The sequence below is a fragment of the Eggerthella sp. 1_3_56FAA genome, assembly GCF_000185625.1.
Classification (GTDB): Bacteria; Actinomycetota; Coriobacteriia; order Coriobacteriales; family Eggerthellaceae; genus Eggerthella; species Eggerthella lenta.
Map to the genome: position 1 here is coordinate 1 of NZ_GL622579.1, position 25232 is coordinate 25232.

The 25232-nt window shown below is 59.1% G+C and carries 18 protein-coding genes; 11 read left to right on the forward strand and 7 right to left on the reverse strand.

All coding sequences use genetic code 11. The annotated features are described in order from the left end of the window. Positions 1-225 precede the first annotated feature (225 nt). Positions 226-2349: an NlpC/P60 family protein gene (locus HMPREF1023_RS00005; RefSeq protein ID WP_009304061.1), complete on the forward strand. Its 2124-nt coding sequence runs from the start codon at positions 226-228 to the stop codon at positions 2347-2349. Between the two features lie 62 nt (positions 2350-2411). On the opposite strand, the gene HMPREF1023_RS00010 is transcribed toward HMPREF1023_RS00005, so the two are convergent. The 3 genes from HMPREF1023_RS00010 to HMPREF1023_RS00020 are packed head-to-tail and all read right to left on the reverse strand — an operon-like array spanning position 2412 to position 4752. Then, positions 2412-3626, reverse strand: coding sequence for a glycosyltransferase family 4 protein (locus HMPREF1023_RS00010; protein ID WP_009304062.1), 1215 nt, complete (start codon positions 3624-3626; stop codon positions 2412-2414). Next, on the reverse strand, positions 3595-4002 hold the full coding sequence (locus HMPREF1023_RS00015; protein WP_009304063.1) for a DUF2304 domain-containing protein: 408 nt from the start codon (positions 4000-4002) through the stop codon (positions 3595-3597). The genes HMPREF1023_RS00010 and HMPREF1023_RS00015 overlap by 32 nt, the downstream gene beginning before the upstream one ends. A gap of 15 nt (positions 4003-4017) precedes the next feature. Beyond that, positions 4018-4752: a glycosyltransferase family 2 protein gene (locus HMPREF1023_RS00020; RefSeq protein ID WP_009304064.1), complete on the reverse strand. Its 735-nt coding sequence runs from the start codon at positions 4750-4752 to the stop codon at positions 4018-4020. A gap of 281 nt (positions 4753-5033) precedes the next feature. On the opposite strand from HMPREF1023_RS00020, the gene HMPREF1023_RS00025 reads away from it, so the two are divergent. After that, entirely contained in the window at positions 5034-6641 is a 1608-nt protein-coding gene (locus HMPREF1023_RS00025; RefSeq protein ID WP_009304065.1) for a DUF6020 family protein, read from the forward strand. A 276-nt stretch (positions 6642-6917) separates the two neighbouring features. Continuing rightward, complete coding sequence (locus tag HMPREF1023_RS00030) at positions 6918-8450, forward strand: DUF2142 domain-containing protein (RefSeq protein ID WP_009608217.1); 1533 nt, start codon at positions 6918-6920, stop codon at positions 8448-8450. Between the two features lie 134 nt (positions 8451-8584). Here HMPREF1023_RS00030 and HMPREF1023_RS00035 read toward each other — a convergent pair whose 3' ends face one another. Further along, positions 8585-10960, reverse strand: coding sequence for a glycosyltransferase family 2 protein (locus HMPREF1023_RS00035; protein WP_009304067.1), 2376 nt, complete (start codon positions 10958-10960; stop codon positions 8585-8587). A gap of 210 nt (positions 10961-11170) precedes the next feature. Between HMPREF1023_RS00035 and rfbA the strand changes: the two genes are divergently transcribed. The 5 genes from rfbA to HMPREF1023_RS00060 all read left to right on the forward strand — a co-directional run bounded on the left by rfbA (position 11171) and on the right by HMPREF1023_RS00060 (position 17001). Beyond that, entirely contained in the window at positions 11171-12073 is a 903-nt protein-coding gene (gene rfbA / locus HMPREF1023_RS00040) for a glucose-1-phosphate thymidylyltransferase RfbA (protein WP_009304068.1), read from the forward strand. Between the two features lie 2 nt (positions 12074-12075). Further along, entirely contained in the window at positions 12076-12978 is a 903-nt protein-coding gene (gene rfbD / locus HMPREF1023_RS00045) for a dTDP-4-dehydrorhamnose reductase (RefSeq protein WP_009304069.1), read from the forward strand. Between the two features lie 4 nt (positions 12979-12982). Continuing rightward, positions 12983-14002: a dTDP-glucose 4,6-dehydratase gene (gene rfbB, locus HMPREF1023_RS00050; RefSeq protein WP_009304070.1), complete on the forward strand. Its 1020-nt coding sequence runs from the start codon at positions 12983-12985 to the stop codon at positions 14000-14002. 8 nt (positions 14003-14010) lie between these two features. Then, positions 14011-14583 (forward strand): dTDP-4-dehydrorhamnose 3,5-epimerase, encoded by a 573-nt coding sequence (rfbC, locus tag HMPREF1023_RS00055; protein ID WP_009304071.1) that lies wholly within the window; start codon positions 14011-14013, stop codon positions 14581-14583. A gap of 558 nt (positions 14584-15141) precedes the next feature. After that, complete coding sequence (locus tag HMPREF1023_RS00060) at positions 15142-17001, forward strand: glycosyltransferase (protein WP_229077502.1); 1860 nt, start codon at positions 15142-15144, stop codon at positions 16999-17001. Here HMPREF1023_RS00060 and HMPREF1023_RS00065 read toward each other — a convergent pair. Genes HMPREF1023_RS00065 through HMPREF1023_RS00075 form a run of 3 tightly spaced genes read right to left on the reverse strand, consistent with a single transcriptional unit; the run spans position 16998 to position 20759 of the window. Further along, the gene (locus tag HMPREF1023_RS00065) at positions 16998-18125 is read right to left on the reverse strand and encodes a glycosyltransferase (protein WP_009304073.1); all 1128 of its coding nucleotides are present in this window, start codon (positions 18123-18125) and stop codon (positions 16998-17000) included. The genes HMPREF1023_RS00060 and HMPREF1023_RS00065 overlap by 4 nt on opposite strands. Before the next feature lie 9 nt (positions 18126-18134). Continuing rightward, on the reverse strand, positions 18135-19967 hold the full coding sequence (locus HMPREF1023_RS00070) for an ATP-binding cassette domain-containing protein (RefSeq protein ID WP_009304074.1): 1833 nt from the start codon (positions 19965-19967) through the stop codon (positions 18135-18137). A gap of 15 nt (positions 19968-19982) precedes the next feature. After that, positions 19983-20759 carry an ABC transporter permease gene (locus tag HMPREF1023_RS00075; protein WP_009304075.1) on the reverse strand — a complete coding sequence of 259 codons (777 nt, stop codon included), beginning with the start codon at positions 20757-20759 and terminating at the stop codon, positions 19983-19985. A 209-nt stretch (positions 20760-20968) separates the two neighbouring features. Here HMPREF1023_RS00075 and HMPREF1023_RS00080 point away from each other — a divergent pair, with 209 nt between their 5' ends. Genes HMPREF1023_RS00080 through HMPREF1023_RS00090 form a run of 3 tightly spaced genes read left to right on the forward strand, consistent with a single transcriptional unit; the run spans position 20969 to position 25167 of the window. Continuing rightward, complete coding sequence (locus tag HMPREF1023_RS00080; RefSeq protein ID WP_009304076.1) at positions 20969-23026, forward strand: DUF6541 family protein; 2058 nt, start codon at positions 20969-20971, stop codon at positions 23024-23026. A 38-nt stretch (positions 23027-23064) separates the two neighbouring features. Then, positions 23065-24045 carry a glycosyltransferase gene (locus tag HMPREF1023_RS00085; protein WP_009608216.1) on the forward strand — a complete coding sequence of 327 codons (981 nt, stop codon included), beginning with the start codon at positions 23065-23067 and terminating at the stop codon, positions 24043-24045. A 9-nt stretch (positions 24046-24054) separates the two neighbouring features. Continuing rightward, on the forward strand, positions 24055-25167 hold the full coding sequence (locus tag HMPREF1023_RS00090; RefSeq protein ID WP_009304078.1) for a glycosyltransferase family 2 protein: 1113 nt from the start codon (positions 24055-24057) through the stop codon (positions 25165-25167). Positions 25168-25232 lie beyond the last annotated feature (65 nt).

Here is a 25232-nt window from a genome sequence, read left to right on the forward strand (position 1 = left end):
ATCCCGCCCGGGAGCTGGATCGCGAAGCCTTCGAGTAATCCGTCTCCGGCCTTATTCGCCCTCTTCTTTCTCCCATTGTCTACTGCTTCCCTTTTCCTTGCGTTCCGCATGCGCCGAAGCGCCGTTGGGACAACTCGCTTGCTATATATGTTGACAACATGCATGCTTAAGGAGTATAGATGTTATTAGCATATAGAGGCGAGCTTGCGGAAGGAAGTGGGGCCTATGCCGAGAGACGATTGCGGCGGAGAGGGTGCGGCGCGTCAGCCGTGTTGTCGACGCCGCGGAGGCGGCGGCGGGGCGTTGGTCGAGCCTGCCGCCCTTGCAGCATTGCTGTATGCGGGCGGATATGGCTACGACATGCGCAAGGCGATCCTCGAGCGTACGAATGGCGAGGTGGATGTCGACGTAGGCGGCTTGTACCGGTCGCTCAGACGGCTCGAGGACGAAGGTGCGGTGGCGCGCGGCTTCGTCGCTATCGAAGGCAAGTCTTACTATCTCGATACCGATGGGGTTCTGTTCTCTTCGGGATGGCTGCTGGTCGATCGCGCCTGGTACTACGCAGCTGCGTCGGGCGAGATAGAAACCGGCTGGCTGAAGCTGGGCGGGACCTGGTACTACCTCGATCCTTCGCGAGGTGGTGCCATGTTGACCGGCTCCTACCGTGTGGGATCGACGCTGTACCATGCACGTCCGAGCGGGGCGCTCGTCACCGGCAACGGTTGGGTGCGTACGGATGGCGCTTGGTACTATGCGAGTCCCTCGGGTGCTTTGCGCACCGGCTGGCTGAAGCTGAGCGGCACCTGGTACTGGCTCGACCCGGAAACCGGAGTCATGGCAACGGGTTGGTATAAAGATGGATCGACCTGGTACTATTCTGACGGGTCCGGTGCGATGCTTGCCAATCGCTGGATGAAGCAGGGAGGAACGTGGTACTACCTTAGGGCATCCGGTGCGATGGCTACCGGTTGGTTGAAGCAAGGTGGTATCTGGTACTGGCTTGATCGTTCTTCGGGAGCTATGGAGACCGGCTGGTATCGTGATGGGTCAACTTGGTACTACTCTGACGGATCAGGTGCGATGCTCGCCAATCGCTGGTTGAAACAGGCTGGGACATGGTACTATTTGAACCCATCGGGCTCTATGCGCACGGGCTGGTTCAAGCAACACGGAGTTTGGTACTGGCTTAATCCCGAAAGCGGCGCCATGGCTACTGGATGGGCGAAGGCGACTGATGGAAAGTGGTACTACTTCAACGGATCCGGCGCGATGCTTGCCGATCGATGGCTTAACCTGGGCGGCACATGGTATACGCTCAGCGCATCAGGCGCCATGCGCACCGGTTGGTACCAAGAGGGATCGGCGCGTTATTGGCTTGATCCGGAAACCGGAGCCATGGCTGTCGGTAGGTGCACGATCGATGGACGCGAGTACGTGTTCTCTGGCAGCGGTGCTATGGTCAACAACGTATGGGTGTCGCTTGGGAACGGCTCCTGTGGCTTCATCGATGGCTCGGGGGATGCCGTGCTCGTCGCCTCGTACGATGCTCAGGGCAGAATCGTATGTGCTGATGGGAAGACGGGCTGGCGCACAGCCGCTGGAAAGACCTTCTATTTCGATCCGAAGGACGAAGGCGCGTTGCGTACGGGCATGTTCGACGTCGATGGAGTTCGTTACTACGCCGACGCTTCGGGCATCAGGCAAACGGGATGGGTCAAAGCCTCCGGAACGTGGTATTACCTGGATCCCTCGAGCGGGGTCATGCGCACCGGTTGGGCTTCCGTGGGCGGTTCTTGGTACTATCTCGATCCTTCGACGGGGGCTATGCAGACCGGTTGGCTGCAGGAGAGCGGTGATTGGTATTACCTGAAGAGCAGCGGCGCGATGGTTTCCAACGCAAGCGTGAAGGTGTCGGACGGCACCTACTGGTACATGAACGGGTCGGGACGCCATGACAAGCAGGCGGGCATCGATATCATCATGCGCACGGCGCGCTCGCTTCTTGGCGTGCCCTATGTATGGCTTGGCGTGTACCCGCAGGACGGAGGCATGGATTGCGCTTCGTTTACGTGGTATCTGTATAAGCAGCTAGGGATCGATATCGGTTTCGAGACGTATGATCAGATGTACAGCGGCGTGAGAGTGTTCGGCGATCCCCAACCTGGCGATATCATCTTGATGTATTACGGTGCGTGGCCGAACTACAATCCTATGCTGCCTGAGCACGTGGTGCTGTATGCCGGCGGCGGAATGATTTACGAAGAGCCGGCATTCGGCGGTCGCTGCCAGTACGTGTCGCTCGCCTCGAAGGGAGCATCTACGACGACGGCGCAAAGGATTCTGTCATAGAACGGATCGTGGAGGGTCCAGAGGACCCTCCACGTGTTTTCAAGTGGCTTTCTTGATGCGATTTACAAGATGGGTTGGTTTCGCCGTTCCTGCGCCTCGGCGCAGGCGAGGGCAGTCAAACGAGCTGTTTCGCTCCAAGAGAATTTATCGATAACCAGTTGATTGATGTTTTGACCCATGATGAGGCATCGTGTGCGATCGCTATTGAGTTCGAGTATGGCGTTGGCTATCGTTTCGCCGTCCGCCGAGGGGAGTATGATGCCGTGTTCGTTGCTCGGCACCAGCTCTTGCACGCCTCCTACATTTGTGACGATGGGCGTTGCTTTGCATGCAGCTGCTTCCAGCAAGGAGGTCGAGAATCCTTCAGAGCGCGATGGAAGGCAGAACACGTTTGATTCTGTAAGCAGGGCAGAAACATCCGGCGAGTGCAGACGGCCGAGAAACGTTGCATTGGGAAGCGATGCCCGGAGGAGGCTGTCTTCCAATGGACCCTCTCCTGCGATGAGGAAATGAATCGATTTTTCATCGGCCAAGATGCGCATAGCTTCGATGAGGGCCGGTATTCCCTTTTCAGGTATCAGCCTTCCGGTGAAAGCCACGAGGAGCGTTTCGTCGGATAGGCTGAGTTCTTTCCTGAACGATCGGCAAGACGAGCCTTCAGCGAAGGCTCGCGCGTCGATGGAGTTGTTGAGCACCCCGCGGGCTTCGATGCCGAAATGCCGGAGCCATTCGGTTCCCGCGAGGGAAACCGCGTAGTAATCGGCGGAGTGGCGCTTCACCAGCTCGGTGACTGCGTGTTCGACTATTGCCACGAAGGGGTCGACGAGCTTGCTTCCCATGGTCAAGTGAGCCGATCCGTGGTCGACGATGATAGGGCGAATGCCCTTGGCCTCCGCTAGCGCGATTCCTTCCAGCGTATGGCGGTAGAACCGGGTGTTAATGGCAACGTAGTCGATATTTTGGTTGTGAAGGTACGCCATGATCCGTTCGTATGCCTTATCGTGGCGCGTAACGGGGTATCTGTCGCCCAAAAGCTTATAGCAGGGGAGACGAACTATCTCGACCCCTTCTCCCAGGTCTTCCCTCTCGGCGAGATCGTAGACGTTCGATGTGACGATGATGACGCGATTACCCTGGTCGGCCAGTTGGCGCGCAAGGTTCTGGGTGTACTTTTCAACGCCTCCGACGTGAGGGAGGTAGTGGGCGGAAAATATGCAGAAGGTGTCGTTCTTGTTCGTCAATGTGTTACCGAACCTGATCTTGAACGGTGTCTGCATTGGAGAGCCCGCTTGGGTCAGAGTCGCTTGGGCTCCGATCGTCTTTCTCCAGCTTTTTCGCGAGCAGAGCCTGCTCTTGCACGAGGTTCTTGATCATGAGGGCTTGCTTGCTGGCGATTGAGCTAAGCGAAAGGGATATGGCCAGCAAGAAGAACAATCCGATGAAGAAGATGAAGTTCGAAGGGGTTTCGAACCCGAGGAAGGACGAGATGGAGTACAGGGGCTGAGGAAACAGGGCGCATAGCACGATGACGACGGTGAGCGCCATCCACAGCAGCGAGTACTTGAGCAACAGTCGTTCTCGGGCGACCAGATGGACGACGTACGCGAAGAAGGCGACGCATAGGATGATTGCGACAATTTGAAGAACGAACACGAAACCCTCCGCTTTCTAGACTCGCTTGCGCTTGTGTGAAAAGCTGACGATCAAGATGGCCAGCGACACTTTGATCATGTAGTACAGGCTGGAAAGCCCTCCAATGGACGATTTTCCGCCCTGGCGCTCGCGCATGGTTACCGGAGCTTCGTTCACGGACAGACCCGATTTGATGGCGAGCATGATGGACTCGGGCTCCGGGTAGTCGGTGGGGTAGTTCCTTGCGAACAGCGCCATGGCTTTCTTGCTTGAAGCTCGAAAGCCGGACGTCGGATCGGTGATGCGCTTGCCGGAGAATGCTTTTATCCAGAATGACAGCCAAACGATGCCCAGCCTTCTGAGGGCGGTCGATCGGAATCCGTCGGTGTCCTCCACGAAGCGGGAGCCGATGGCCAGATCCGATCCCGACTCGATCAGCTCGACGAGACTGGGAATGCAGCGGGCATCGTGTTGGCCGTCGCCATCGAACTGGATGTCAACGTCGTAGCCGTTGAGGAGCGCGTACTTATGACCCGCTTGCACGCAGCCGCCGATGCCGAGGTTCTGAGGCAGGTTCAAAACGTTGAACCCGTGCGATTCGCATAACGACTGGGTTTCGTCTGTCGATCCGTCATTGACGACGACGTAATCGTATCCTGCGGACACTACGTCGTTGACGACCGAAACGATGCTCTCCTGCTCGTTGTAGGCGGGGATGACGACGAGGACGTTCAGGTGCTTGTTGTTGGGATATGCATTCGAGGTATCCATATATCGAAGTATACCGTAGTTCGAACCCTCTTTCGCGCGTATGCTTTCTTAAACCCGCATTAAGTCCCGCAATGGATCGATGGGTCGATTCTCAAGCTGGGTCGAACGTCTGCATCTTTTTCCTGCTTATCCTCCTTGCTCCCTGTATCATATGATTCGGCATTTTTGGTTTTTGTCCCGAGCTCGCCACCGTGACCCTTGTTGCGGCAAAAGCGGATTGGGTCGTTGCCGTAAAGCCGCATGTGAAAGCCATCGTATTGTTTTTCGTTTGAGGAGTTTTGATGATTGGGAAGCTGATGAAAGACTGGGCGGGTAATTTGAAGCGCGGTGAAGTTTGCGCTTGCTTTGTTTTCGCCGTCCTATTTGCCTGGGCCGTCTTGCTTCCCGAGTTGGGGAAGTTCGGTCTCAAGCAGGTCGCTCTTTTCTCGATCGGGCTATCGATCGTCTCGGCTTCCGTTCTTGTTGCGATTTGCGACCAAATCAAGCAGATCAACCGGAAAGAACGGGTCGCCGCTCGTAGGTCTTCGAAGCAGGTGAGGATCGCGTTCTTGCTCTGCTTTGCTGCTTTGGAGGTTTCGTTTCTTGCGGTGCTGCTGTCTAATTGGCCTGGCTTTTGCTCTACGGACTCAAACGACATCGTCAACCAGGTCTTGGGCGTTTCCGAGTGGAGCACGTGGCATCGTTACGACGGGTTGGCGAACCACCATCCTATTTTCTACACCTTCCTTGTTTGGGTGGTCTTTCAGGCTACGGCATTCTTTGGCAGCGTCGATCTGTCGATAGGCATCTTTCTTTTCCTTCAGATGACCGTGGCCGCCCTTGTGCTCAGCTGGTGCATCTCGGTGTTTGTCAGGCTTGGTTTTGGAAAAAGGTACATCCTGGCGGCTTTTGCCTTCATGCTGTTCAACCCGATTCTCGCAAACTACTCGGTGACCATGTGGAAGGATGTCTTGTTTAGCTGTTGCGCCCTGTTTCTGATTGTTCGCCTGTATTCGCTTTTGTTCCATGGCGAGAAGAAACACATTGGAAGAACCCTGCTTGTCGCTTGTCTGCTGCTCACTTTTTTGAGGAGCAATGGGTTCGTGGTCGTGGGAGCTACCTTGCTTGTCTTGTTCGCGATCGAGCCCGATCTGAGAAAGAAGGTCGCGGCTGTGGGCGCCGCAGTGCTTTGCGCTTTTCTGGTTGTTCAGGGTCCGTTGCTCTCGATCATGGGAGTGCAGAAGGGGCATTTTTCAGAGTCCGTGGGCATTCCGCTTCAGCAAATCGCAGCAACCGTGCACAAAGGCGGACATATCAACGAAGAACAAGAGGAGTTCATCAACAGGGTTCTTCCTATGGAAGCCATGAGGGACTCTTACAATCCTCAAACTCCCAATCCGATCAAGTTCCACGAGTCTTTCGACGATGCCTTTCTGGAGGAGCATAAGATCGAGTTCTTGGTCACCTGGGCTTCGATGCTTCCCGACAACCTTGGAATATACGTCAAAGCCTGGATCGATGAAACGCAAGGATACTGGAATCCGGGCTATCCGTCGTGGCTTGTGACAAACTCCACTCTTTACGAGCAAGCCCCGCGCGATTACCTCGGATTCGATTGGGATCCTGGTTTCTTGGCGCAAAAGCTGATCGCGGCTTTGCCTGTTCCTTTCAGTTCCGGCACGCTAATTTGGGCGGTGGCTGCGCTTGTTTTCGTCGGATGCGTCGGACTCGAGAAGAAGAAGCGGGCAAGATGCTTGGTATGCGTTATGCCTCTCATTGCGCTGCTTGCGACGCTGTTCGTTGCGGCTCCTGCAGTCGGGGACTATCGCTACATATTTGCCTTCAATCTGGCGTTGCCCTTCGTTTTGCCGATTGCTTGCTTGGTGAAGGCGGGCCGACCCAAGGCGTAGCTTTTTCTGTTTCGTGCTGATGAGTAACGGGTGAACGTTTCAAATCTGTAAGAGCGGTTGTGAGCTGAAACAGGTGCGCGCATTCTGTTTTGCTTCGGGAGAGTTTCATTTCGAGGTTGGGAATGCCTTACACTTGTACATTCTTGATACTTTGCAATGCGAGTGGTTTTGCTCGTCTGCGTTATGGTTCGATCGACAGGAGAGGTGCGGATCGCTTCCGCCAAGCAAGTTATGCAAAAGGGATTTCTCGAGGTTTTGCACAGGCACAGAGTCGATATGATCCTGATCGCCGTCGTTGCGGTCATGACGATCCACGCCCTGTACTGTTACTCGTTCAGCGATTCGCGGCTCGCCCTTGCTTTTTCGTGCGTTTCCGTGATCGTCGTTGCGTTTGCATACCTGTTGATACGGGCGCTTGAATCGAGGGTGCGCCATCAGGTTGAAATGGCGTTCTTGGTGGGTTTGATAAGCTGCGGCCTCTTGTATTCTGTGGTTTTCGCGCCGGGGACCGTCCCTGACGAGACTTTTCATTTTGAAGCGTCGTACAAACTGGCGGACTACATCATGCTTCAAAGTCCTACTGTCGATTCTCTGCCGGTAAGAGAAGACGATTCGATCATGCTGAACGGTATGCTCGAATCTTATACGCTTGGATACGATAAGTACCGTACGGCCATAGACCAGTTCGCCTTTTTCGCGAACGACGCGTCTCGTGTTGCGGTCGAGCCCGTCTCCTCGTTTGACTGGACTGCGAACCCTCCGTACATCAAGCTTCCCTCGGCTTTGGGCATCGTATTGGCCACGCTGCTCAATCTCGGAAGCTATCCGCTGTTCTACCTGGGCAGGTTCTTCAATTTGTTGATGTTTGCAGTGTTAGTATATTCTGCCGTTCGCATCACTCCTATCGGCAAGAACGTCATGATGACTGCAGGGCTTCTTCCTATGACACTGCATTTAGCGTCTTCGTATTCGTACGATGCTGGAATTATAGGGTTGGCCTTCCTGTTGACGGGTATGTGCTTGCGAGCCGTGTATGGAGAAGGGCTCATGAGCCGATGGGAGAAAGTAGGGCTTGTCGTTATTGCAGCTTTGCTCGCTCCGTCCAAGGTTGTGTATGCGGTCATCGTGTTCCTCGTCGTTTTGATACCGCGGAAGCGTTTTCCCTCAACCGCTGCTTCCGTGCGGTTCAAGTCCATTGCGATTGGCTGCTCCCTGGTTGCCATACTCGCATTTCGTGCTGCGGTATTATTGCAGATGTCAGGGATCGCGTCTTCTGGGGGTGGCGTAAGCTCGCGTGGCGACGAACAAGGCACGTTCTATAGCCTGACCGGACTTATCTCTGATCCTGCGAATACGGTTCTGCTTTTTCTCAGGACGTTTGATGTGCAAGGCTCTTTTTATTTGGAAACGCTTGTCGGGGGGTCCCTCGCTTGGTTTCAGATTGAGCTGAAAGCTCCGCTTTATGTCACGGTCGTTCTGTTGATTATTGTGATGATATCCTTTCAACGATGCGAGGACGACAATGCCTTAGTGCCGGTCGCTCATAGGATTCTGTTCGGAGGTTTAGCGCTGGTCGGCGGTTTGGGAGTGATTCTCTCGATGCTGGTCGGATGGACATTTACATATGAAAACGTCATACAGGGTGTGCAAGGCCGCTATTTCCTCCCGTTGCTTCCTATGGCAGCATTGGCGATGCGAAGCAAGCATGTATGCATCGACATTCCTCTTGGTGAAGGGCTTGTCTTTGCCATGATCGCCGTGAATGCAATGTACCTCGCGCGAACCTTCTCCATCGCTGTAGGGGTTTAGCATCCGATCATGCGATTTGATTTTGACGGCTGGTTAGGCACACCTTATCGATGAGGGTGCTCTCGCATTGTGGCTAAAGAGTATCTGGTCAGAGGCGGTTTCCTTCGGTAGGCCGACAGCGATTGCGTTTGCGATCAGTTGAGGTCGCGGTCGTCGAGGCGAAAATACCCGCAGCTCGGGTGCAGGTTCCTGTTCATATACGGATCACCGATGACGAAGTATTCGGGCCATGTTGCGTTGAGCAGCGACGCTTCCCGATGGAATCGCATTTGCTTGGCGACAGTCGTCTCGTATCCGCGGGAAAGCGATTCGTAATGATAGAGCTCCGCTTCCGGCGCGAAAACGATGCTGTATCCTTTGGCGCGGAGCTTCAGGCAGAAGTCGACATCGTTGAAGGCGACGGCGAACTCTTCCGAAAAACCTCCCACCTCCTCGAACGCCTTCCGTTTCGTCAAAACGCACGCTGCGGTTACGGCGCTTACCTCGCGAGTGCTCGAAGCTGTGTGATAGTAGCCCTTCTCATTGCGATCTAAGCTGGAATTGAGATGGCCCGCACCCGTTCCTTGAACGTAAACTCCTGCATGCTGAATGGTTCCATCCCGATAGTAGAGTTTTGCGCCGACTGCGCCTACGGTTGGTTCTTGGGATATTCCTAGCATGGATTCTATCCAGAAGGGAGATATGACTTCGGTGTCGTTGTTCAAGAGGAGCAGGAATTCGCCTCTAGCATGCTGTGCGCCGAAGTTTATGAGCTTCGAGAAGTTGAACTCGTGCTTCCAGGTTGCGATCTTGATACGGGGGTCTCGTCTCTTCGCGTTTTCGTAATAATCGAAGGTTGATGCCTCGGTGCTGTTGTTCTCTACGACGATTATCTCAAAATGGTCATAGGTGCTTTTATCCAGTATCGAGGATAAGCACGTATCGAGCACTTCGGCGTTGTCTTTGTTCGGGATGATGATCGATACGAGGGGTTTGCCCGTAACATGGTATTCGATGTGATAGCGACAAGCTTCTTCGGTGTGGTGAGCCTTCCCGGGGATAGCCATCGCTTGTAGATGCTCTTCGATCGCGAGCTTACCTGCTTTGTCGGCGTAGGGTTTTTCACCGGTTCCGCTTGCTGTCGAGTTCTCGCTAATGCGCCAATGGTATAAAACACTGGGTACGTGGTGTATCCTCGCCCCCTTTTCTACTGCTTGCAGGATCATGCGATGATCTTGAGCGCCGTCGAATATCGGATCGGCGGGCGCAAGGCGGGCGAGCAAGTTGTTCCTTACCATGAGCAAGTGGCAGACGTAGTTCACCTCGCGAAGCAGGTGGGGGCTGAAGTCGGGTTTGAAATAGGGGTCGCCGTAGGTTCCGTCGGGGAATAGCTTATCTTCGTCGCAATAGAGCAGATCGATATTCTCATTGACATTGATGGCGGAGGCGTATTCGAAAAGAGCGTTGGGCTCCAGCAGATCGTCGTGATCGAGGAAGGCGATGTAGTCGCCTTGTGCAGCGGCGATTCCTTGGGCCGAATTGAGCGATATGCCAAGATTCTTCTCGAGGCGCACTTCTTTGACTCTATCGTCTCGATTGGCGAGGTTTTTGATCGCTTTAGCCAAGTCGTCATTGTCGGGATCTGCGTTGACCAGTATCAGCTCAAAATTTCCGTAAGTTTGCTCGAGCACGCTCGATGCCATCTCGCGAAAGAACTTCAAAGGAGTTCGAAATAGAGGCGTTACGATGCTGATCAGGGGTTTGCTCTTGAGAAAGGCGTTGCGTTGTTCTTTTATTACGGCATCGTCCGCCCGATGTCTGTCAAGCCATTGGGGATACCTTGTGTCATGGGTAGCGTCAAGCGCTTCTTCATGCCGCTTGGCGAGAAGCGTTTCGTAGAGCTGAGGTTCGAGCGTTGCGAAATTGGTACGAACCGAGCCAGAGGGATCCTCAAAGCTTACTACATACGTTGCAATGGGCTTGGGGATGCGTACGGAGAAATCGATGCGTCTTACGGGCATTGGAACCATACTGCTTTCCGGCTCGACGGAATCGCTCATAACGATAAAGCTAGAGTCGATTGGTCTGAAGCGACCATCAAGGAGCTTGATCGAATAGGGGATGTCGTCCACGGTTGGTACGGTGATCGTCCCCCGCAGAATGTTAGCGTTGTCTGACGGTATGCATTCGCGAAGAATGATGGTGGCATGGCGGAAGAAGTCCGTTCCGTCTATGTCGCGGATCCGGGCGCATTCGCGGTCCTTTAGGCGGTAGTTGATTCTCGATTGCCATTTTAAAGCGGAGGGTTGGATCGTGAAGGTGCAGCTGTTTGTCGCGTCGCCGTTCGGTGCTGTTTCGTCGAGCTTCAGCTTGATGGTAACGGGGGCTAGGGGGAAAACGAGCACGGCGGTCTTCGACGTGTCGTCTTCGTCTATGACGTAGAGCTGGGTGGGCGCATGATCGTTCTCGTCGGTGAATCCTGCGAGCTTGAGCCTGGCGTCTTCGGAAAAACGAGTGACCTGGACGCTCATGTACCCTCTGCCGTCTCCTCGGCATGTGCAGATAACGCGTGCTTTCATAGGGCTCCTCGTTGAAGTCGTCGGAACGTAATATGAAGGATAGTATAGAAGAAAGAGGTGCTCTGGCAATTATCGGTATCTTTTCGTCTGGTTAAACATATAATCTAGCGGTATGCAATTTAGGTTGATCTTGCCGCCTGTGGCGGATTCAGAGGAGCGTCTATGAAGGGCATCATACTTGCTGGAGGCAGCGGCACGCGCCTGTACCCGCTCACCACGGTGACGTCGAAGCAGCTGCTTCCGGTGTACGACAAGCCGATGATCTACTACCCGCTGTCGGTGCTCATGATGGCGGGCATCCGCGAGATCCTCATCATCTCGACGCCCGCCGACCTGCCGAACTTCGAGCGTCTGCTCAAGGACGGCTCGGACTACGGCGTGAGCCTGTCCTACGCCGAGCAGCCCAGCCCGGACGGCCTGGCGCAGGCCTTCGTCATCGGCGAGGAGTTCGTGGGCGGCGACAGCTGCGCGCTGGTGCTGGGCGACAACATCTTCTACGGCAACGGCCTGGGGCGCCACCTGCGCGCCGCCGTCGAGCGCGCCGAGCGCGAGGGCGGCGCCACCGTGTTCGGCTACCACGTGGACGACCCCGAGCGCTTCGGCGTGGTGGAGTTCGACGAGGAGTTCAACGCCGTGTCCATCGAGGAGAAGCCCGAGAACCCCAAGAGCAACTATGCGGTGACCGGCCTGTACTTCTACGACAGCCGCGTGTGCGGGCTGGCTAAGCAGGTGAGGCCGAGCGCGCGCGGCGAGCTGGAGATCACCACCCTGAACCAGATGTACCTGGAGGACGGCTCGCTCAACGTGGTGACGCTCGGCCGCGGCTACGCGTGGCTGGACACCGGCACCATGGAGAGCCTGTTCGAGGCCTCCGAGTTCGTGCGCGCCGTCGAGCGCAGCCAGGGCCTGAGCGTGTCGGTGGTGGAGGAGATCGCCTACCAGAACGGCTGGATCGACCGCGAGCGCCTTCTGGCCGCCGCCGACAAGTACGGCAAGTCCGTCTACGGCCAGCACCTCAAGAAGGTGGCCGAGGGCAGGATCGTGCCGCACAAGGAGGCGATGTGAGCATGAGGATCCTCGTCACCGGCGGCAACGGCCAGCTGGGCAACGAGCTGCAGCGCATCCTGCGCGAGGGCCGCTCCGAGATCGGGCCGATCCCGGACGCCTACGCGGGTGCGGAGATCGTGGCGGCCGACGTGGACGAGCTGGACGTCACCGATGCCGACGCCGTCATGGCCTATGTGGCCCAGGGCGGCTTCGACCTTATCGTCAACGGCGCCGCCATGACGAACGTCGATGGTTGCGAGACGGCCGAGGACGCGGCGTTCCGCGTGAACGCCGAAGCGCCGGGCAACCTCGCGCGCGCCGCCGAGGCGGTCGGCGCGAAGCTCGTGCAGGTGTCGACCGACTACGTGTTCCCCGGCACCGAGCCCGAGCCGCGCGTCGAGGACGACCCGACAGGCCCCGTCTCGGCTTACGGTCGCACGAAGCTGGCCGGCGAGGAGCGCTCGCTCGCGGCGTGCAGCCGCTGCTTCGTGGTGCGCACGGCGTGGCTGTACGGCTACGTAGGCAAGAACTTCGTCAAGACCATGATGCGCCTGGGCGCGGACCGCGACGAGGTCACCGTGGTGGACGACCAGTTGGGCAACCCGACGTCGGCGAACGACCTGGCGCACGAGATACTGAAGATCGCCTCCACCGAGGACTACGGCGTGTACCACTGCACGAACGAGGGCACCTGCTCATGGGCCGACTTCGCCGAGGCCGTCATGGAGGGCGCGGGGCTCGACTGCGCCGTCATCCGCTGCACGTCCGAGGAGTACGCGGCCATGAATCCCGCGTCGGCTAAACGCCCGGCGTACTCGTCTCTGCGAAACAAGCGCCTCGAGGACACCGTGGGCAACGAGATGCGCCCGTGGCGCGACGCGCTGTCCGCGTACTTGAACAACCTACCCGAGATGGAAGGCTAGAGGAATGTCAGAGATCTTCGAACCGAAGCGCATCATCGTCACCGGCGGAGCCGGGTTCATCGGAAGCAACTTCGTCCACTGGGTGGTGGACAACCAGCCGGACGTGCACGTCGTCGTGCTGGACGCGCTCACCTATGCCGGCAACCTGGACAACCTCGCCGGCATCCCCGAGGAGCGCATGACCTTCGTCCACGGCGACATCTGCGACGAGGCGCTGCTGGAGGAGATCGTCCCCGGCGTGGACGCCATCGTGCACTTCGCCGCCGAGTCCCACAACGACAACTCCATCGCCGACCCGGAGCCGTTCGTGCGCACCAACGTGCACGGCACGTTCCGCCTGCTGGAGGCCGCGCGCAAGCACGACGTGCGCTTCCATCACATCTCCACCGACGAGGTGTACGGCGACCTCGCATTGGACGACCCGGCGCGCTTCACGGAGGAGACGCCGTACCGTCCGAGCAGCCCGTACAGCTCCACCAAGGCGTCGTCCGACATGCTGGTGCGCGCGTGGTTCCGCACCTACGGAGTGCGCGTCACCATCTCGAACTGTTCGAACAACTACGGCCCGCGCCAGCACATCGAGAAGTTCATCCCGCGCCAGATCACCAACGTGCTCACCGGCATCCGTCCGAAGCTCTACGGCGACGGCCTGAACGTGCGCGACTGGATCCACACAGAGGACCACTCCTCGGCCGTGTGGGCGATCCTGACGAAGGGACGTCTGGGCGAGACGTACCTGATCGGGGCGGACGGCGAAAAGAACAACATCGACGTGCTGCACGCCATCCTGGAGGGCATGGGCAAGAGCGCGGACGACTTCGACTGGGTCAAAGACCGTCCCGGCCACGATCGCCGCTACGCCATCGACTCCTCGAAGCTGCGCTCGGAACTGGGATGGGAGCCGAAGCGCACCGACTTCGCGGAAGGTCTCAAGGCCACCATCGCATGGTACCGTGACAACCCCGGATGGTGGCAGGGCGCCAAGGAGGCCGTCGAGGCCAAGTACGCGAAGCAGGGACAGTAGGAGGCGGTATGGCAGCGGGAGACAGCGTCAAGCACGGCAACTTCACGTTCACCGAGACCTCCATCGAGGGCGTGCTCGTGGTGGACGTCACCGCTTACGGCGACGAACGAGGCTACTTTGTGGAAACCTACAAGCGCCCCGACTTCGTCGCGGGCGGCATCGACTGCGAGTTCGTGCAGGACAACCAGTCCTCCTCGGTCAAGGGCGTGCTGCGCGGCCTGCACTTCCAGATAGAGCATCCGCAGTCCAAGCTCGTCCGCGTGGTGTCGGGCGAGGTGTTCGACGTGGCCGTCGACTTGCGCCCGGACAGCCCCACCTACGGAAAATGGGAGGGCGCGGTGCTGTCGGCGGAGAACCGTCGCCAGTTCTTCGTGCCGCGCGGGTTCGCCCACGGCTTCCTCGTGTTGTCCGATATCGCCGAGTTCTGCTACAAGTGCGACGACGTGTACCATCCCAACGACGAGGGCGGGCTTATGTGGAATGATCCCGAGATCGGCATCGAGTGGCCCATCTCGGAGGGTATGGAACTCGTGCTGAGCGAGAAGGACAAGGCGCATCCGGGGCTCAAGGATCTCGCCTAGCTTATGAAAATCAAGAATCTTGTCCTGTGCAGAGGCGACGGCAAAGGTTATGCCCGTCTCCGCATCGTTGGCTCTGCCGGACGTGACGTTGCGGTTGAGGCGGCGCTTGAAGATGGCTCATCGATTCCGACCCTTTGGCTGAAGGAGTCCGATCCCGCTTCGGATGTTGTCGGGGTGTTGGTGTTCCCCTTGCTCGACGATGTCACGTTGTTCGTCAGAGTCGTGCAGCGCGGCGGGGATGAACCCTTGTGCGCGATGCGCTTGCCTGCCGGGAAGCTGAAATGGCTCTCTCGCCTGAACTACCGCCTCCGTCCGTCCCTGTGCGTTGCTTTGCGTGGCACGGACGAGCGGTCGGTCGATCGTTTGCGCCTTTCGCTGGTCATGTGTATGCCGGATGGCGAGGAGGGGGTATGGCGCATTGCCGCCGAGTCCCGTTCGCTGGGATCTCAGCCGAGGTTCTCTGCCTGGGACGGTGTAGGGCATGCGCTTCAAATAGATCCTATCTTCTTCGAGGATCAGTGCATACCCGATGGCACTGTCGAAGGCGTTCGCCGTCGGATGGTGGTTTCGGTTCGCGTTCCCGCTGCGACGGGCGGCTTGTTCGTAGTCGCCGAGGACGAGACGGGTGCTGCCTTGCCCGCCATGCTGGGGTTCGATAAGGCTGCGTTTTTCGGCGAGCTGCACCGCGCGCTTCGGCGCGTGCGCAACGCTGCGGACGAGGACGACTATCGTGCTTGGCGCGAATCGCGGAAGATGGAAGGGCTTTCCGGGTCGCGCTTGGATCCTGAAGTTTCCCTCTCTCCGTTGGTGAGCATCGTCGTGCCCTGCTATCGGGTGAACGAGCGCTACTTCGAGGAGATGCTGGAATCCGTCCTTGCGCAAAGCTACGTTCGGTGGGAACTCGTCCTCGTCGATTCCGAGAGCGAATCCTCAAAGGTGCCGGGCATCGTCGAGCGCATCGCTGACGATCGCATCACGGTGGTTCCGCTGCGCGACAACCTCGGCATCGTGGGCAACACGAACGCCGGCATTCAGCATGCGCGGGGCGAGTACGTGGCGTTCCTCGATTACGACGACGTGTTGGAGCCGAACGCGCTGGAGGCGTACGTCCAGGCCATCGCCGAGCATCCCGACGCGGGCCTGCTGTACTGCGACGAGGACTCGTTCGAGGTCGGGGGAGCGTTCAGGAACCCTGTGTTCAAGACTGATTTCAACCGAGATCTGCTGTACTCACACAATTGCATCACGCATTGGCTCATGGTGCGCAAGGACGTTTTGGCCGAGACGGGCCTGTCCGACGACGAGGTGAATGGGGCGCAGGATTACGACCTCTCCTTGCGTGTGTCGGAAACCGGACGCGAGATTGTGCACGTGCCGCACATGCTGTACCACTGGCGCGTGCATGGCGAGTCGACCGCAGGGGACAACCTGGGGAGCAAGCCCTACGCTCACCAGGCGGGGAAGATCGCGCTGCGCCGGCATTTCGACCGCCGCGGGATACCCGTCTCGGTGGAGGACGGCGACGGGCCGTTCGTGTACCGGGTCCGCTACCAGCTGCCCGACCCTCAGCCGAGCGTGGAGATCCTCATCCCCAGCAAAGACCATGTTGACGTGCTGGATCGCTGCGTTCGCAGCATCCTGGAGAAGTCGGCCTACGGGAACTACCGCATCACCGTCATCGAGAATAACAGCATGGAGGACGAGACGTTCGCCTACTACCGCGAGCTCGAGGCGCGCAGCGATCGCGTCCGCGTCATCGAATGGCCGCACGGGTTCAACTATGCCAAGATCATGAACTTCGGTGCCGCTAGCACCGATGCGGATCTGCTTTTGCTGCTGAACAACGACACCGAGGTGATCGCACCCGACTTCATCGAGGAGATGGCGGGCTACCTGCAACGTCCCGAGGTGGGCATCGTCGGCGCGAAGCTGCTGTATTACGACGGTCTCGTGCAGCACGCGGGCATGCTCATCGGCCCTGACGGCACGGTTGTGCACGTAAACCAGAACGTGCCCGATGCGCAAGGCTGCTATCTTGGCCGGTCGGTGCGCCCCGGCAATTTCTCAAGCGTGACGGGCGCATGCCAGATGGTGAAGAGGACGGTGTTCGAGGAGGTGGGTGGTTACTCTGAGGAGTTCGCGGTGGGGTACAACGACGCCGACTTCTGCTGCAAAGTGAGCGCAGCGGGCTACTCGGTGACGTTTACGCCGTACGCGAAGCTGTACCACAACGAGTTCGTATCTCGTGGGCGCGAAGAGGGGGATCCCTCGAAGATGCAGCGCTGGCTGCGCGAGCGCGCTCTTATGCAAGAGAAATGGCCGCAGTTCTTCGAGCAGGGGGATCCGTTCTCGAACCCGAACCTCGATAGGGACAGCCTGTACTTCGCGCTTCCCTCGCCGGAGGACGCGCGCCGTTAACGGCCGAGGATCTTTTTCGCGGGTTTGAGGACGGCCTCGCCGACGCGGTACGTCTTCGATGCGCGCAATTCCTCGACTTCGCGCCAAGCGCGCAGTGCATCGTTCTTCTGCTCTTCCATGCGCCGATTCGTTTCCCTGAGCAGGAAGAACAGGAAATCGTCGGCGTCGTCGCACAGCAGGTGGCGCACCTGGTCGTAGGTGCGCGGGTCGAAGAACTCGGCCTTTTTCATCGTGTCGAGGCCGAGTTCGACGCATCCGCGCTGCTGCATCTCGCGACGCAGCTCCTCGAAGGCGTCGCGGGCTTTCAGGCTGCAGAGGTTGAAGAACACCGACTCGGCCGCCCAGTTCTTGAAGCCCCGCTCGACCGCGGCGAAGCGCCCGACGTTCTCAAGGTGCTGCTTGACGGCGACGAAAGATCGGTAGAAGTCGAGAGGAGCGCGCTCGTTCGTGGCGATGTTGCTGTTCGGATTGTTCACGCGGTAGTGGTACAGCACCTCGTCTACCGTGGCGACACGGTCGGCCTGGGCCAGCGCGCAGCAGACGAAGTACAGGTCGGCGCTGCGCTGGACCTCATGGAAGCGTAGGCCGCTTGCCTGTACGAACGAGGATCGGAACAGCTTGTTCCACGTCCAGTTCTGAAAGGCATAGAACAGCTTGTCGGGGTTGTCGCCGGGTGACGACACGCGGTCGGCGGGGAAGGCGTCGGCGTCCAGCGACCAGGGCATGGGCAGCGTCTCGCCGGTTTCATCGTTGTACGAATCGACCCGGTACGCCACCACGTCGGCGCCGGTTTCCTCGGCGCGCCGAACGACTTTCTCAAGCAGCTGCGGTTCGGCGAAGTCGTCGGCGTCGAAGAACGCGAGGTAGCGTCCGCGCGCCACGTCCAGTCCGGCGTTGCGGGCGGCGCCCTCGCCCTTGTTCTCCTGGTGGATGACGCGCATACGATCGTCTCGGGCGGCCATGTCGTCGAGGAGGCTTCCCGTGCCGTCGGTGGATCCGTCGTTTACGCAGATGAGCTCGAAGTCGGCCAGCGTTTGGGCCAGCACGCTTTCGACGCACTGGCGGATATGGCGTTCGCCGTTGTAGGCCGGTACGATGACGGAGACGAGGGGGGTGTCGCTCATGACCGCTCGCTACCTTCCCGAGCGCGCGTCGTCGAGGGATTCGACGAGCAGTTCGCGGTCGAGGCGCGCGACCCCGCTTTCTTTGCCGATGAACACGAGCTTGTCGACCTGGGCGCTGGAGCGCTCGACGAAGTCGAGGCATTGGGCGATGTCGTCGAGATCGGTGGGGTTTTCAAGCAGAAGCGCGCTGTCCCGCTTGGCCGCGTACGCGCCGCATCCCAGCAGCTCAGGCCATTGAGAAAGCGACAGGGAGGCAATGCATAGCTCCCGCCTTCCGTTTCGCGAGGGGCGCGTTTCCGCGAGGGATCGCTCGCAGAGGGCGATGCAGGTAGCCTGTGGCGTATCGCGAGCGATGCGCTCGACGGAGACGCCTCGCTCGCGCAGGCGGTCGTCGATCGTCGCGTCGGCGGCATTGCCGATCACGAGAGCCCGGCTGTGCCGGCCTTCGGAGAAAGCGTTCTCGAGAACGTCATTCGGAACGGCTCCGTGTGTGGCGATAACGGGGCAGCGTTTGACGCATGCAAGCGGTGCGGCCGCAAGCGACTCGGGGTTGTCGTCGAAATCAACGATCATCATCTCATCGCCCCAGAGCCCTCGTTCGATGCCGTGGCGATGTATATCCAGAGACAGGTCGAACACGTTTCCGTCGTTCACGAAAGCGACAATGGTAGGAGACCAGGAAAGCCGCTCGAGGGCGGCAAGCGGCTCGACTGCATTGCGCTCCCCGTCAACGAAGTAGATGATGGAGGGTTTCGTCTCTCTCAGTATGGATGCGACCGCATCGGGTATCCTATCGGGTTTCACCGGCAGGACGGGCGCATCGATGGCTCCGGCAAGGCCGTTCGCCATGATGGCGTTGATATGGGTTGAGGCGCATACGATGACGGCGGCATCGAACCCGTTTTCCCAGCCTCGGTATGCGAGCTGCACGGCAGTGCCGTTGGCGTCGTCTCCGGCGATCGCGCTGAAATCGCTCTCCTCGTGCTCTCTGCCGCGCTGCAGCGCTTCGAACACGCGCTGTTCCGCTTCGGGGCTGCCGGTACGGCCTCCCAAGCCGCCGTACACGCGGCATACCGACGCGGCGTCGCCCATCATGCGCGTATGGCCCTTCTCGATCCAGATGACCTTGTTGCACAAACGCTCCACCTGGGCGTTGCTGTGGGACACGATGAGCACGGTCACGCCGTGTTTCTCGATAAGCTCGCTGATGCGGTCTTCGCATTTCTTCTGGAACATGAAGTCGCCAACCGAAAGCACCTCGTCCACTACGAGGATCTCGGGGACGATCACCGTGGCGATAGCGAACGCGATGCGCGCCACCATGCCCGAGGAGTAGTTCTTGAGCGGCATGTCGAGAAACTTCTCGATCTCGGCGAACTCCACGATCTCGTCGAAATGGTCGTTGATGAACTCCTTCGAATAGCCTAGCAGGGCTCCGTTGAGATAGATGTTCTCGCGGGCGGACAGCTCGGTGTCGAAACCGGCGCCGAGCTCGATGAGCGGCGCGATGTTTCCGTTGATCTCGCACGTGCCCTTCGTAGGCTCCAGCACGCCGGCGATGATCTTGAGCATGGTGGACTTGCCCGACCCGTTCGTGCCGATGATGCCGAACACATCGCCTTTCTTCACTTCGAACGAGACGTCGTCAAGCGCGGTGAAGCCCTCGAAGAAAAGCTTGCGCCGGGCGATCTGAATGGCGTACTCCTTCAAGCTGTTGAGCTGCTCGGACGCCATATTGAAGATCATGGACACGTGGTCGACTTTGACCATGGTCTGACGATTGTCCTCGCTGAGGTCTTCAACTGCGGCGGCCAAAGAAGAGGTGTTGACGTTTTCAGGCATAACGAACCTTCGTCTCTATACGTACAGGATGAATTTCTTCTGCTGCTTGCGGAACACGGCGAACCCGATGACGAGGGTGGCGACGCCGCAGCCGAGGCAGATGACATTCGCTCCCAGGCTCGGCGTCACGCCGTTGAGGGCGATGTCGCGGAAATAGGTGACGTAATAGTACATGGGATTGAACTGCATGATGGTCCACATCCAGTCCGTGAGGATGCTGGTGGGATAGAACAGAGGCGTCGCGTACGTCCAGGCGGTCAGCACGACGCCCCAAAGATGCATGACGTCGCGGAAGAACACGGCGAGTGACGACAGCAGCAGCCCAAGGCCGAGGCAGAACAGGAAGATGTAGAACAGCAAAAGCGGTAGGAGCAGGATGTTCCACGTGAGGGGGATCTGGAAGAAGGCGATGACCGCTGCGACGGCGATGAGCGAGATGGCGAAGTTCAAAAGGCTGAACACGACTTTCTCAAGAGGGAACAGCATCTTGTTGATGCGGATCTTCTTGATGAGGGGGGCCGAGTCGATGATGGAGCTCATGGCTCCTGACGTGGCGTCGCTCATGAACGTGAACAGAGTTTGGCCGAGGATCAGGTAGACGGGGAAGTTCGGGATGTCGAAGCGGAACACCACGGAGAACACCGCGGTGAGCACGATCATCATGAGCAGGGGATTCAGTACCGACCACAGCACGCCGAGCATGCTGCGTCGGTATTTGAGTTTGAAATCTTTCGAAACGAGAGAGGTGAGGATGAACCAATCTCGTTTGAACCGTGTCTTAGCTGCACTCATAATGCGGATCGTAGCCTCTCTGATGCGACGCGCGCCCCTGCGCGGTGTGTTCTGCAACCTTCGCAAAACCGCATGATACCACGTAACGATCCTTTTCTTTTTCAGGCCGGGCGGAGTCCATCCTTTATGCGCTCTATGCTACCCTTGCAGATATCGTTTGACAGATACCGTTTTCCTGTCGGTTTGCGACGGGGTGGCAGGGAGTTCGCATGTGGGTTGATTTTTGCTTGGCCGTTCTAACTGGCACCGCGGTGTTGTATGGGCCGGGCTTTTTCGCTTGGAGAGCCCTTGGTATGAGGGGATTGGCTGCGCTGTCCTGCGCACCCCTCTTTTCGATCTTGGCGTATTCCATCTTGGGGGTCGTGTATTTCTTTCTCGGCGTGCGATCGACTGCTTTGTCGGTGGGGCTTTCCGTGGCGGTTGTGTCGCTTGCGGCCTACGGCCTCCTCCTGTTCGTCGCGCGCAGGAAAGGCGTCGCGCTCGGTTCGGGCGAGCGTGCAGACCGGCAGTTCGATGCCGCTCTCGTCTCGGCGTACTTGGCTGTCGGGGTGGTCGTCGGGTTATTCGCGTTCGTCCTTCCTCTGGATGGCCCCGCGTCGTCGGTGCAGACGTATGACAACGTGCATCACTTCGCCTCGGTGCGCAGCTTCTCGGATTCCGGCATGTGGTCTTCGCTGCACGTCTCGTCGTACTTGGACGTTTCCGATCCCGCAGCCAACCCTCTGCCGGGAACCGGATACTATCCCTCGGGATGGCATATCGTATGCTCCATGGTGGTAAGCGCTTTGGGCGTCGAGGTGGCATTGGCCGTCAATGCCGTGAACTTCCTGTTCGCGGCAATCGTCTTCCCCTTGAGCATGGCGTTCCTCATGAAGGTTCTGTTCTCCGGCGATCGCGCTATCGCCTTGATCGGAGCATTGGGCGCGGTCGCCGTCGGGGCGTTCCCCTGGGTCCTCGTCGAGGTGTGGCCTTTGTATCCGAACACGGCGGCGTTCGCGCTGGTGCCGGTTCTTGTTGCGTGTTTTGCGGCGGTTTGGGGCCGGGACGCCTCGAGGAGGGAGCGCGTCGCGTACGGCGCCGTGTTCGTTCTCGGTTGTTGCTGCATGGCGTTCATGCAGCCGAACGCGGTGTTCTCGGCGGCGGTCTTCCTCATTCCTTTTTGCGTGTATCGATCGGCGGTCGAGGCGGGCCGTCGATGCCGGGAGCCGAAACGTCGCATGGAGGTCATGCTGGCGGCCGGGTCGGTCGCGCTCGCGTGCGTTGCCTTGCTGTGGGTGGCTGCGCTTTCTCTGCCCTTCATGCAAGGAGCCGTCGCAGTGTACTGGCCTCCGATCCATTCAAGGGCGCAGGGTCTCGTGAGCGTGCTCGGCATGGGATTCGCCGGATCCTCCGTGCAGCCGATCGCTGCGTGCCTCGTCGCGGCGGGCGCGCTGTACACGCTGCGCAAACGACGCTATCTTTGGCTGACGTGCTCGTATCTTCTGGCATGCTGCATCTATTACGTTTCGGCCGTGGAGGGAGATACCCTGCTCAAACACGCGCTGTCGGGATTCTGGTACACCGATCCTTATCGCACCGCCGCACTGGCCGGGATACTGGCTCTTCCGCTTCTGGCGATGGGACTGTACGTCGCGTGCAAGATCGTCGGGAAGACTCTTGCATCCGTTCGCGCGCCAGGCGAGAACCGTTTGAAGGCGCTTTCTCTGGCCGTCGTTGCCGTCGCCTTCCTCGCATTGAACTTCTTGCCGGTTCGAGGGGCGCTCGGACTGGGCCAGGGCGCGTTCCAGGGCATCGCCGCCACCGCAACGGCTCTCAATGACGGTTCGGCGGTAAACGCCTACAGCGAAGAGAAGAGCCGGTTCTCGAAGCACGTGAAAGAGGTCGTGCCGTCCGGGGCGCTTATCGTCAACCAGCCTTACGACGGATCGCTTTTCGCATACAGCCTCGATGATTTGAATCTGTACTATCGCGACATATCGGGTTACGGTGGAGAGGACGAACGGCCGGAGAGCTCGACGATCCGCTGTCGGCTGGCTGCCGAGGCGTCCAATCCTTCGGTGCGAGACGCGGTTCTGACGACCGGAGCCGAGTACCTCCTGGTTCTCGATCGGGATGTCGAGCGCATGAAGGAGCTGTTCTTCCTCTACGATCCGGCTGTCTGGGAGGGCATCGAGGGCGTGGTCGATGAGACGCCCGGTTTCGAGATGGTTTTGTCCGAGGGCGATATGCGCCTGTATCGGATAGCGAGCGGCGATGCCATACAATAAGCATGTACAATGCAGGTTCGAGAAAGGACGGTGAGTCGATGCAGCAAGCTTGCCCCAGCGTCTCGGTGCTGGTTCCCATATACAACGTGGAGCGCTATTTGCCGCAGTGCCTTGAGGCGCTGTGTTCCCAGAGGCTGCGCGACTTGGAGATCGTGGCCGTCAACGACGGTTCGACCGACGGCTCGCTGTCTATTCTGCAGGAATGGGCGCGGAAGGACGAGCGCATCGTCATCGTCGACAAGCCGAATTCGGGGTACGGCGCTTCTATGAACTGCGGCATCGAGGCCGCACGCGGCGCGTACATCGGCATCGTTGAGCCCGACGACTTCCCTGAGCGCGACATGTTCAAACGCTTGCTCCGCATGGCGCAGCGACATGACTGCGACCTCGTGAAATGCAACTTTTTCGAGCACTACGAGGATCATGACGACCGCATACGCAACTTCGCCGATTTCCCCTACGGCAGGCTTTTCGATCCCGTCGAGCAGCCGCGCATCGTCTGCACGATCCCCGCGATCTGGACGGGGCTCTATCGCAAGGCTTGGCTCGACGATGAGGGCATCCGCTTTCGCGAGACGCCGGGCGCGTCGTTTCAGGACACGTCGTTCGTGATGAAGTCGTGGTTCGCGGCCCGTCGGTGCGCGCTGGTGCGCAAGCCGCTGCTGCACTACCGCATGGACAACCCGGGTTCGTCGGTGAAGACGACGGACAAAGTGTTCGTCGTGTGCGACGAGCTGGAAGACTGCGAGCGGTTCTTGCGCGCCCGTCCTGACCGCTGCCGCGCGCTGCTGCCATGGTTCTACGTGGACAAATGGAGCAAATACCGGTGGAATTACGAGCGCATCGACGCGAGCGCCCACGAGGCGTTCGCGCAGCGCATGGCCGACGAGTACGCGGCGGCGCGGGAAGCAGGCGAGCTCGATATGCAGCTGTTCGATCCTATCAGTAGAGACGTTCTCGGCGAATTGCTCGACAGCGGGGCGGCGAAGTTCGCAGCCGACCATCCGGAAACATATTAGGAAGCTTTCATGAAACGCAATGGCAAGCAGTCCGTCGTATCCGTTATCGTGCCCACGTACAACGCGGGGGAGTTCGTGGCGCAGTGCCTCGACAGCGTACTCGGGCAGACGATGGGCGATTTCGAACTGATCTGCGTCGACGACGGTTCGACGGACGATACCTGGGCGATCGTGGAAGAGCGTGCGCAGCGTGACGGGCGCGTGGCGGCGCTTCGCCAGGCGAACGCGGGACCAGGTGCGGCGCGCAACGCCGGGCTGGAGCGGGCGTGCGGACGGTACGTGTACTGCCTCGATGCGGACGACTACCTCGACCGCGATATGCTTGCGAGCTGCGTGAAAGCGCTCGACGACGCGCAGGCAGATATGGCGCTTGTAGCGTTCCGCACGTACAACCAGCGGGCGGGCAGGACCTATCCGGCCGAATGGGGGATGCGGCACGAGGACGCGTTCCCCTCGTACCCTGCAGGTTCGTTCACGTGGGAGACGGCGCCCGATCTGTTCTTCGAGACGGTGCAGAACGTTCCTTGGAACAAGATGGTGCGTCGCTCGCTGCTCGAGGAGCGCGGCATCCGCTTTCAGGAGCTGCGCTTGACGGAGGACCTGATGTATTCGCTGCCTGCGGCAGTGTCGGCGAGGCGCATCGTGCGCATCGCCCGCCCGCTCGTGGTGCATCGCGAATTCTCCGGCACGAACGCGATGGTCGACAAAGGGCGGCATCCGCTCGATTTCCTCGACGCGTTCGCCGCGTTGCGCGCGTGGCTGCAGGAGGAGGGCTTGTACGAGCCGTTGCGTTTGGCGTACCAGGCGTGGCTGCTCGATGCGGTGTATTACAACTTGCCGACGTATCGCGACTTCGACGCGTTCGCCGTCGCTTACGAGCGACTGGCTTCCGGCGGGCTCGAAGCGTACGACCTGGCGCACGTCGACGCCGACCGCATTCTCGACCATCGTTATCGGGAATTGCTCGAAGCGCTCCAGCGGGGTTCGCGCGAACGATTCTTGCTGGCGTGCGCCAATATCGAGGCGGCCGAGGTCCAGGAGCAGAAGTGCGGTTTCCAGGACGCCCAAGGATCGCTCAAGTGGCTTGTGCGGCGGCTGAAGGAGCGTTTGCGCTCGAAGTGAGAGTGCGGTTTGCGGTTGACGATCCGCTTTGCGGCGTTTCGCCCTTTTCGGGACTACAATTGAAT

What these genes read in the sequence shown, in the direction of transcription:
- rfbA (WP_009304068.1), top strand. Translation starts at nt 11,171, where the DNA reads ATGAAGGGCATCATACTTGCTGGAGGCAGCGGCACGCGCCTGTACCCG.
- rfbC (WP_009304071.1), top strand. Translation starts at nt 14,011, where the DNA reads ATGGCAGCGGGAGACAGCGTCAAGCACGGCAACTTCACGTTCACCGAG.
- HMPREF1023_RS00020 (WP_009304064.1), bottom strand. Translation starts at nt 4,752, where the DNA reads ATGGATACCTCGAATGCATATCCCAACAACAAGCACCTGAACGTCCTC.
- HMPREF1023_RS00025 (WP_009304065.1), top strand. Translation starts at nt 5,034, where the DNA reads ATGATTGGGAAGCTGATGAAAGACTGGGCGGGTAATTTGAAGCGCGGT.
- rfbD (WP_009304069.1), top strand. Translation starts at nt 12,076, where the DNA reads ATGAGGATCCTCGTCACCGGCGGCAACGGCCAGCTGGGCAACGAGCTG.
- HMPREF1023_RS00035 (WP_009304067.1), bottom strand. Translation starts at nt 10,960, where the DNA reads ATGAGCGTCCAGGTCACTCGTTTTTCCGAAGACGCCAGGCTCAAGCTC.
- HMPREF1023_RS00080 (WP_009304076.1), top strand. Translation starts at nt 20,969, where the DNA reads ATGTGGGTTGATTTTTGCTTGGCCGTTCTAACTGGCACCGCGGTGTTG.
- rfbB (WP_009304070.1), top strand. Translation starts at nt 12,983, where the DNA reads ATGTCAGAGATCTTCGAACCGAAGCGCATCATCGTCACCGGCGGAGCC.
- HMPREF1023_RS00070 (WP_009304074.1), bottom strand. Translation starts at nt 19,967, where the DNA reads ATGCCTGAAAACGTCAACACCTCTTCTTTGGCCGCCGCAGTTGAAGAC.
- HMPREF1023_RS00060 (WP_229077502.1), top strand. Translation starts at nt 15,142, where the DNA reads ATGGTGGTTTCGGTTCGCGTTCCCGCTGCGACGGGCGGCTTGTTCGTA.
- HMPREF1023_RS00010 (WP_009304062.1), bottom strand. Translation starts at nt 3,626, where the DNA reads ATGCAGACACCGTTCAAGATCAGGTTCGGTAACACATTGACGAACAAG.
- HMPREF1023_RS00005 (WP_009304061.1), top strand. Translation starts at nt 226, where the DNA reads ATGCCGAGAGACGATTGCGGCGGAGAGGGTGCGGCGCGTCAGCCGTGT.
- HMPREF1023_RS00090 (WP_009304078.1), top strand. Translation starts at nt 24,055, where the DNA reads ATGAAACGCAATGGCAAGCAGTCCGTCGTATCCGTTATCGTGCCCACG.
- HMPREF1023_RS00085 (WP_009608216.1), top strand. Translation starts at nt 23,065, where the DNA reads ATGCAGCAAGCTTGCCCCAGCGTCTCGGTGCTGGTTCCCATATACAAC.
- HMPREF1023_RS00075 (WP_009304075.1), bottom strand. Translation starts at nt 20,759, where the DNA reads ATGAGTGCAGCTAAGACACGGTTCAAACGAGATTGGTTCATCCTCACC.
- HMPREF1023_RS00030 (WP_009608217.1), top strand. Translation starts at nt 6,918, where the DNA reads ATGATCCTGATCGCCGTCGTTGCGGTCATGACGATCCACGCCCTGTAC.
- HMPREF1023_RS00065 (WP_009304073.1), bottom strand. Translation starts at nt 18,125, where the DNA reads ATGAGCGACACCCCCCTCGTCTCCGTCATCGTACCGGCCTACAACGGC.